Source organism: Sphingobium sp. LMA1-1-1.1, assembly GCF_040676365.1.
In the GTDB taxonomy this organism is placed as follows: Bacteria; Pseudomonadota; Alphaproteobacteria; order Sphingomonadales; family Sphingomonadaceae; genus Sphingobium.
This window is the reverse complement of the sequence record NZ_JBEGHS010000012.1, coordinates 853,293-861,052: the sequence shown is the minus strand read 5'-3', so window position 1 is coordinate 861,052 and position 7,760 is coordinate 853,293. Positions and strand designations below refer to the sequence as shown.

Here is a 7,760-nt window from a genome sequence, read left to right as displayed (position 1 = left end):
AGCGTTCGTTCTGAGCCAGGATCAAACTCTCAAGTTTGATGTCCGATCCTATCCCAGGAGGAATAATCCCAAGATAGAACCGCTCATTTCTAGGAGCCATTCCTGCACAAATCTTACATGGTGTGTAGGACATTGTGAGTAATGGCTTGCTTTAACCGAATATCCGACGCCCAGAAGCCGCCAGAACCCGGAGCCGCCGCCCACATGTCCCTTCATCAATCTACAATGTCAAAGAACCGACAACCAAATATCAGAAGCGGACAACCATGGATCCTCGAAAAATCTTCCGAGGATTTGGCCATCCTTGATATTGGCGACCGTGCGCAGCGAAAACCGGAGGGCATCACCGCGTCGGTGGAGTGGCATCTAGGCGCGTCGAATGAGTCGGTCAACAGGAAAAATAGGATTTCCGAAAATTTCCTCCGGTCGCGGGAAAAGGCGGGTTTCCGCTCGCCCGCCCTCCCGGAGGTTCGGCTTCCTTTGAGCGGAGATCAGCTCGCGTTGAGTATGACTGCCTGGTCCCGTGCATCGCGCAGCCGGATATAGAACCTGCCGTCCCGCGTCGCCGGCACCTGCAGGCTGGATCCGGTGAAACCCTGCGCCACGACCGTGGGTTTCTGGAAGCCCGGCGTACCGTCCACCGCATCGATCAGGAACAGGTCGCGCCCCTTGATCGTGCAATAGCGCGCCTCGCAACTGACGCCGTCGATATGCGGCAGGCGGGCCAGCGTCACCAGGGGCTGCCAGTCGCTGGCCCCCTCGCCGCGCAGCAGACGGAACCGGAGCGGCCCCGCCGCGGGCGCCAGCGTCGCCGGATCGAGCGTCGCGACCATGACCTCCGGGCCGGAGAGCCTGAGGCCGTTGGGGCCACTCAGCCTGACGGCATTCGCGCCATCCGCCGATGCGATCTCCAGCACGTCATCCTGCCGAAAGGCGCCGCCCTCCTCAGCCCGTACCGAAAAGACCAGCCGTCCATCGTCGGGCAACAGGCCCTCGCCCTGAAGCTGCAGCCGGCGTCCCTCCGCCGTCCCCGCCGAAACGGTCCGGCTGAGCAGGGTCAGTCGGGGCCGCGCCGCCTCTACCGCTGCGGCAAGATCCACGGTGCGGCCGTCCTTCAACCGCACCCGCGCGGTGGCCTTGTCGCCGGCCTTGAGCGCAGCGCCATCCCCCTTCGCGACCAGCCGCAGCCGATCCACCGACCCATCCCGCGTCAGCCCATCGGGCACCAGCGCCATGCCCGCCAGATCGACGCCCGCGACCTGATCCAGCCGCTGACCGGAAAGGACCGCCTCATGGTCCCCCGCATGCAGGCTGAGCGCGTCCAGCCTGCTCGCCTGCGCATAGGCCTTGAGCGTCAGCGCCGTTGGCGTGGCCATGCCCTGATATTTGACCTCCAGCCTGATGTCACCGGGCCTGCGCTCGGCCAGGGGAAGCGTCAGCAGCAGGGTGTCGTGTCCCTGCACCTTCCACGCCAGCGACTGGGGTGCGCCATCACCTTGCCGCAACGTCACGCCCTCGACGCAGGCAGGCGCCTCGCCGGTCAGGCCCAGCTCATTGTCGCGGCCGACCACCAGCGTCGGTTCCTCGCCAGCCACCTTCCAGGGTGCATCGCCGGGCAGTTGCAGCGAGAAATCCGGGCCGTCGAACCGCTCGAACCCCCAATAGCCGGAAAGATGCCCCTTCACCGTGCCCCGGAACGCGGCCGGAAGCGGGCCATTGCCCCGGACGACATAACCGCCCCGGTCCGCCCGCGCCTCCACCGGCAGGTCGATCGTCTCGCCGCTCGCCGCCGTCAGCTTCACGGTCATGGCGCGCGCATAGGCGGTCGAATAGATGAGCGGCGCGCCTTCGACAGGAAGCACCACGCCCGGGCGCGCGGCGCAGATCGGCCCGTTGGCCGCGCTCCGCAGGCGGGGCGGACTGTCCGCCTCGATCGCAGGCATGCCGACGACCAGCACGGATTTGGGTTTCTGGAAGGAAGGCGCCTTGTTGAGCAGCAGCGCGGCGGCATCGTCCCGCCGGACGCTCAGCGTCGGCAGATAGTCGAACTCCGGATTGCTGAACGCGCCGAAAATCCGCGCCAGGTCGCGCACCACGCCGATATAGGGACTGTAGAAGCCATAGCCCGCCTCCCGCGTGGAACTGAGTTGCAGCGCCAGATCGGTGGGCGCGCCGGTCAGCGTCTCCGCAATGGAACTGCTGTGCACGTCGGCCAGCACCAGTTGTTCGCGATTTTCCAGCAGGCAATTGGCCTGAAGCTCGACCACCTTGGACAGACATTCGTCATTGAGCTTCATCGACAGGCTGCGCGCCAGCGCTGGCGCGACCGATCGCAGAAATTCGGGATGGGTGTTTTCCTGCGCCCGGATCGCCGCCATGAAGGCGTCCAGCCGCGACCGGTCGAGCGATGCCTGGTTCAGTTCCTGCGTCGCCCGGACGAACTCCCCCGGCTTGCCGCGTACCGCATCTTCGATCGTGCCTAGCGCGCCGCCCGTTTCCGGAACCAGAAAGAGCGTCATCTGCCGCGCGCCCTTGGGCACGGTCAGGCTGAGGCTGTTGTCCTTCGCCTTCTTCTTCCAGGTTTCGGCGGACCTGATCCAATCCTTGGGCGGCGGGTTGGTGGCGCCCCGCAGGAAGGTGGAGAGCAGCAGGAATCTCGTGCCCTGATCCTCCGGCAGGTCGGCCCTGATCGACAGCTGGTCGCCTTCGGCCAGGCTGGGCACCTGCGCGATGGGCAGCACGTCCTTGCCCCGCATGACGGTGATGCGCAGACCCGGGCCGCCAAGCTCGAACGGCGCGGGATCGGCCGCCTGCACCGTTGCGGCCGACAGCGCGATGGCGGCGGCACCGCAGGTCCAGGACAGGATCTTCCATCGGTCGGGCAGCGGCATAGGGTTTCGACATCTTCCTGTCAGCGATCCGGACCCCGCTGTCCCACATCGGCTTTCCAATTCCAAGAGGGGCCAATTCCAAGAAGGCGGAGAGAGGCAACCGGTTTTGCGGCGAAGGGTCAGGATCGCGGGACGAACGGCTATTCCCTCGGTTCGTCCAGGATCAGCGCGGCCAGATCGTGCAGGCTGGGCAGCACCGCCGCGACCAACCCCCTCTCCGCATCGGTGGGCGGCAGCAGGTCGGGGACCATCACCGTCGCGATGCCGGCCGCCGCCGCCGAACGCACGCCGGCATAGCTGTCCTCCACCGCCACCGCATCGCTCACCGCCACGCCCAGGCGCCTGGCGGCCAGCAGATAGGGTTCCGGATGCGGCTTTGGCCGATCGACATCGTTGCGCGTCACGACAATGTCGAAATAGTCGAGCAAGCCCGCCTTCTCCAGCCGACGGCAGGCATGGGGCGCCTCCGTGGAGGTCGCTATGGCCATGGGGATGCCGGCGGAGGCCAGCCTGGCCAATGTCGGCTCGACACCGGGGCGCATCGGCACGGCCGCCTCCAGCGCCGCCTCGAATAGCAGGTCGCTGTCGGCATAGAACTGCTCCAGCGGAAAGTCCGCGCCGAAATGCTCCGCCAGCATGACCTGGTTCGCATCACGGTGAATGCCGACCATGGCAAGCTGCAACGCCTCGGAAAAGGGCCAGCCCAGGGCGGCGGCGGCCTCCGCCATGGTGCGGCGATGTTCCGCCTCCGTATCCAGCAGCGTGCCGTCCATGTCGAAAATCACCGCGCGCACCGGATCGGGCAGGCGGCGATTGAGGATGGCGGGTTCACTGCTGGCAAGGGTCGACGCGGTCATGCCATCCATGTGGCGTTTCGGCCGCGCTTTTGCGAGTGCATAGGCCGCACCCGCAGATGCAGGGATTGCGGGCCCGGACGCTCCGGCGCAGTCGTCAGTCTGACTGGCCGCCGGTTTCAGTCGCCCGGCGATCATCCTGGGGCGGCGACCACGGCGCCACGCGCAGCATGATCGCGTCGAACAGGTCCGAAGCCAGATAATCGGACAGCCATTTCTTCAGGCAGGGGAGCGGCTGCATCTCGAACCAGCCGGGATCGACGGCGGCGAACTGCCGCACGAACGGAATGACGGCAGCGTCGGCCAGCCCGCGCCGGGCGCCGCACAGATGCGGCGATCCGGTCAGCCTGTCGTCCAGGGCGTGTAGAAAGGCGAGCCCGCCGGCGCGGTGCGTTTCGGCAGCGCCCTCGGCATCGACTCCATGCCGCCCCGGATATTTGTAGCGGTCCAGATCATGTTTGAACGGCCCGTCATTGGCGGCGATGAGCGCGGGATCATCGCGGTCCAGCCAGCCTTCCGGATCATGCCGCGCCAGCGCCCAGCGCATGATGTCGATGCTCTGGTCGATCACCCTGCCGTCGGCGGCGACCAGTACGGGCACGGTTCCCTTGGGCGAGGCGGCGAGCATCGCCTCCGGCTTTGCCGACAGCCTGACCTCGCGCAGTTCGACCTGCGTGGCGCTGATCGCCAGCGCCAGCCTAGCCCGCATCGCATAGGGGCAGCGGCGGAAGCTGTAGAGGATGGGGACTGTCATGCCGCCTCCCCTTCAGGCAATGGCGACGGCGTCGAGCACGAAGGCGCTGCGCTCCGCGAGAGCGCCGATCTGGGCGAGATAGGCCTGGAAATGCGGGCTTGCGCGATGGGCGGCGATCGCGGCGTCATCGACATAGAGTTCATCGAGGATGAAGCGAGCGGGATCGGCCTGATCCTGCCATAGATCATAGCGCAGATTGCCCGCCTCCGCCCGACTGGGCGCCAGCATGGAATCGAGCAGGGCACGCACCGCCGCCTCCCTGCCGGCTCTGGCGGTCAGGACGGCGACGATCTTAACGGGTCCGGACATGGGCAGGATTCCTTTTGCTGATGAGCGGGCGCTGCGGGAGCGCGCCGCCGCCTTGCATGTCCTCATGCCTGATCGGGCGCGCCGATCAAGCGGGCTGCGATCGGGCAACAGGCATTTCTTTCCTTGCAACCAGCCGGAAAATCCGCGTTAAGGACGAGTCGATGAACCGGCTGTTCGCCCTGTTGGCATGTCTTGCCCTGACGCTGTCCTTTGCGACGGCATCGGTCGCGCACGCGATGGAGCCGATCGGCTGCATCGATGGGGTGTCGCCCTCGGCGGCCGAAAGCCCTGATGGCGACGATGAGGGGCAGGCGTCCGGCGACGCGGACCGTGCCTATCCCCACCATCATGGCGGCTGTCATGGCCATCATGTCGCGGCCGCTTTTGCCGCATCGGAAATCGCACCCGCAATGGCCCAGCGGACGGCCAGGCTGCGCTGGACCTCTTCGCCCCATGGCGCCGCCCCCACGCGAGCCGAATTGCGGCCGCCTATCGCCTGACCCTGCCGCCCGGCCTGCGCATCGCGCAGGCGGTCAACAGTTGTCAGGAGTTACCGAACATGAACCCCTTGCTGGCGGCATGGCTTGCCGCCGCCTCATCCCTGTCCGCAGCGCAGGCACAAGTGCCGTCCGCGCCGGCGGCCAAGGCGCAACCAGGCCTGACGCTCAGCCAGGCCCTCGACCTGGCCGGCGCCGCATCGCCCGCACTGGACGCCGCCGCCGCCGGCGTCGACGCATCCAGGGCCGCACAGGCCGCGGCGGGCCTGCGGCCAAACCCGGTCGTCACGCTCGAAGCTGAAAATGTGGCCGGCACCGGGCCCTATTCCGGCACGCAGAGCCTGGAGGCGACATCCTCTGTGGCCATTCCGCTGGAACTGGGCGGCAAGCGGTCGGCGCGGCTCGCCGTCGCAGGCGCGCAGCGCGATCGCGCCCTGATCGAACAGGCGATGGCGGCGGCCGACCTTCGATGGGCGGTGACGCGCGCCTATGCGGAAGCGGTGGCATCCGAACGGCGCACGGGCAATGCGCGCGACCAGCTTCGGATTGCCGAAGAAGGCCTGCGCGCCGCGGATGCCCGAGTGCGCGCCGGGCGCGCCTCCCCCATCGAGGTGCAGCGCGCCGGGCTGACGCGGATCAATGCGCAGGCCGCGCTTGCCAGGGCGGAGCGATCCGCCGAAGTGGCGCGCTTCACCCTGGCCCAGCGGATCGGGCAGGCCATCCCCGGCCCGCTGGACGGAAGCTGGTTCGATCGCATCGATTCGATCCAGGGTCCGTTGGCGCCCATGGATCCGGCGCAGACGCTGGCGCTGGCAGCCGCAGACGCCGATCTGGCGGCCAGCAGCGCGCAGGTGCGGCTTGCCCGCAGCCAGCGCATTCCCGACCTGACGGTGGGCGCGGGCGCCCGCCGGCTGGAAGCGACCCATGACAATGCCGCGCTGTTCAGCCTGTCCCTCCCCCTCCCCGTCTTCAACGGCGGCAGGGCGGCCGTTGGCCAGGCCATGGCGGAACAGCGCCGCGCCGAAGCCAGGCGGCGCATCGCCGCGCAGGAGGTCGCCCAGGCGATAGCCAGCGCGCAGGCGGAGGCCGCGAACGCCGCCATCGGCGCGGCGACGGCGACCGGACCGGCGCTGGCAGCCGCCGAGGAAGCCGCCCGCATCGCGCGCATCGGCTATCGCGAGGGCAAGTTCGGCCAGCTCGACCTGCTCGATGCCGAACGCACGCTCACCGAAACCAGGGCAGCCGCCATAGCGGCGCTGCTCGCCTATCATGACGCACAGGCGCAGCTGGAGCGATTGACCGCTCGCGCGCCGGACCAGGGAGACAATTGATGAACATCCTCCAGCGGACCGTAGCGGCCGCCATCCTACTATCCTCCCTCGCCGCCTGCGAAGCGCCCGCGCCGGAGAGCCATGCCGAGGGGGAGGCGCATGCCGGCGAGGAAGGACTGATCCACCTCACCGCGCAGCAGATCGCCGCCGCGGGCATCGAGCTGGCCCGCCCGACGACTGGCGGCGGCGCGATCACCTTGCCCGCCACGATAGAGGGCGATCCCCAGGGAACGCAGGTCGTGTCCGCCGCCATCGGCGGACGCGTGGTGTCGCTCACGCGCAATCTGGGCGAGGGGGTGAAGAGGGGCGACACTCTGGCGGTGATCGAAAGCCGCGAGGCCGCATCGCTGAAGGCGGAGGTCGAGGCGGCGCAGGCGCGTCTGGCGCTCGCCCGGTCCAACCTGCAGCGGGAACAGCGCCTGTTCGCCGAACGGGTTTCGCCCGAACAGGATCTGATCGCGGCCCGCACCGCCGCGACGGAAGCGGGGATCGCGCTGCGCCTCGCGCGGCAGCAGGTCGCGGCGGCAGGGGGCGGAGGAGGCGGCCTCAACCGGCTGGGCATCGTCGCACCGATCAGCGGCCAGGTCATCGCCCGCACCGTCACCCTGGGGCAGATGGTGGCCGCCGATGCGGAGCTTTATCGCGTCGCCAATCTCTCGCGGCTGGCGGTTCGCCTGTCGCTTTCCCCTGCCGATGCGGGCCGCATCCGGCCGGGCGCGAGCGTGGACATCAGCGCGCCGGGACGCAGGACGGGCGCGCGCGTCAGCTTCGTTTCCCCAGTGCTCGACGAAACGACGCGCCTCGTCCCCGTTCTCGCCATCATCGACAATCGCGACGGCCAATGGCGCGTCGGCGAACCGGTTACCGCCGCCATCGCGGTGACGGGCGGCAGCGGCGGAATGACGATTCCCGCCAATGCGATCCAGATGGTCGAGGGACGCTCGACGGTCTTCGTCCGCGTGGCGCAGGGATTCCGGGCCGTGCCGGTCACGGTCGGCCAGCCCAATGGCGATGCCGCCACCATCCTGTCGGGCCTCACCGGCCGCGAACAGATCGCCGTCGCCAACAGCTTCACTCTCAAGGCCGAGCTCGGAAAGAGCGAAGCCACGCACGAGGATTGATCC

General features: G+C 68.2%; 7 protein-coding genes. 3 read left to right on the top strand and 4 right to left on the bottom strand.

What is annotated here, in order from left to right; all coding sequences use genetic code 11:
- Positions 1 to 491: 491 nt before the first annotated feature.
- From MRBLMA1_RS11295 to MRBLMA1_RS11280, 4 genes are all read right to left on the bottom strand, one after another.
- Positions 492 to 2,891, bottom strand: a complete 2,400-nt coding sequence (locus MRBLMA1_RS11295) for a hypothetical protein (protein ID WP_363736861.1) — start codon at positions 2,889 to 2,891, stop codon at positions 492 to 494.
- Between the two features lie 140 nt (positions 2,892 to 3,031).
- Complete coding sequence (locus MRBLMA1_RS11290; RefSeq protein WP_363736859.1) at positions 3,032 to 3,748, bottom strand: HAD family hydrolase; 717 nt, start codon at positions 3,746 to 3,748, stop codon at positions 3,032 to 3,034.
- Positions 3,749 to 3,842: 94 nt separating this feature from the next.
- Positions 3,843 to 4,499 carry a glutathione S-transferase gene (locus MRBLMA1_RS11285; RefSeq protein ID WP_363736858.1) on the bottom strand — a complete coding sequence of 219 codons (657 nt, stop codon included), beginning with the start codon at positions 4,497 to 4,499 and terminating at the stop codon, positions 3,843 to 3,845.
- A 12-nt stretch (positions 4,500 to 4,511) separates the two neighbouring features.
- A complete protein-coding gene (locus tag MRBLMA1_RS11280; RefSeq protein WP_363736857.1) occupies positions 4,512 to 4,808 on the bottom strand; it encodes a putative quinol monooxygenase in 297 nt (98 codons plus the stop codon).
- Between the two features lie 161 nt (positions 4,809 to 4,969).
- On the opposite strand from MRBLMA1_RS11280, the gene MRBLMA1_RS11275 reads away from it, so the two are divergent.
- The 3 genes from MRBLMA1_RS11275 to MRBLMA1_RS11265 are packed head-to-tail and all read left to right on the top strand — an operon-like array spanning position 4,970 to position 7,757.
- Positions 4,970 to 5,308 (top strand): hypothetical protein, encoded by a 339-nt coding sequence (locus tag MRBLMA1_RS11275; RefSeq protein ID WP_363736856.1) that lies wholly within the window; start codon positions 4,970 to 4,972, stop codon positions 5,306 to 5,308.
- Positions 5,309 to 5,367: 59 nt separating this feature from the next.
- Positions 5,368 to 6,636, top strand: coding sequence for a TolC family protein (locus MRBLMA1_RS11270; RefSeq protein WP_363736854.1), 1,269 nt, complete (start codon positions 5,368 to 5,370; stop codon positions 6,634 to 6,636).
- Positions 6,636 to 7,757: an efflux RND transporter periplasmic adaptor subunit gene (locus MRBLMA1_RS11265; protein ID WP_363736853.1), complete on the top strand. Its 1,122-nt coding sequence runs from the start codon at positions 6,636 to 6,638 to the stop codon at positions 7,755 to 7,757. Before MRBLMA1_RS11270 ends, MRBLMA1_RS11265 begins: the two co-directional genes overlap by 1 nt.
- Positions 7,758 to 7,760: the final 3 nt, after the last annotated feature.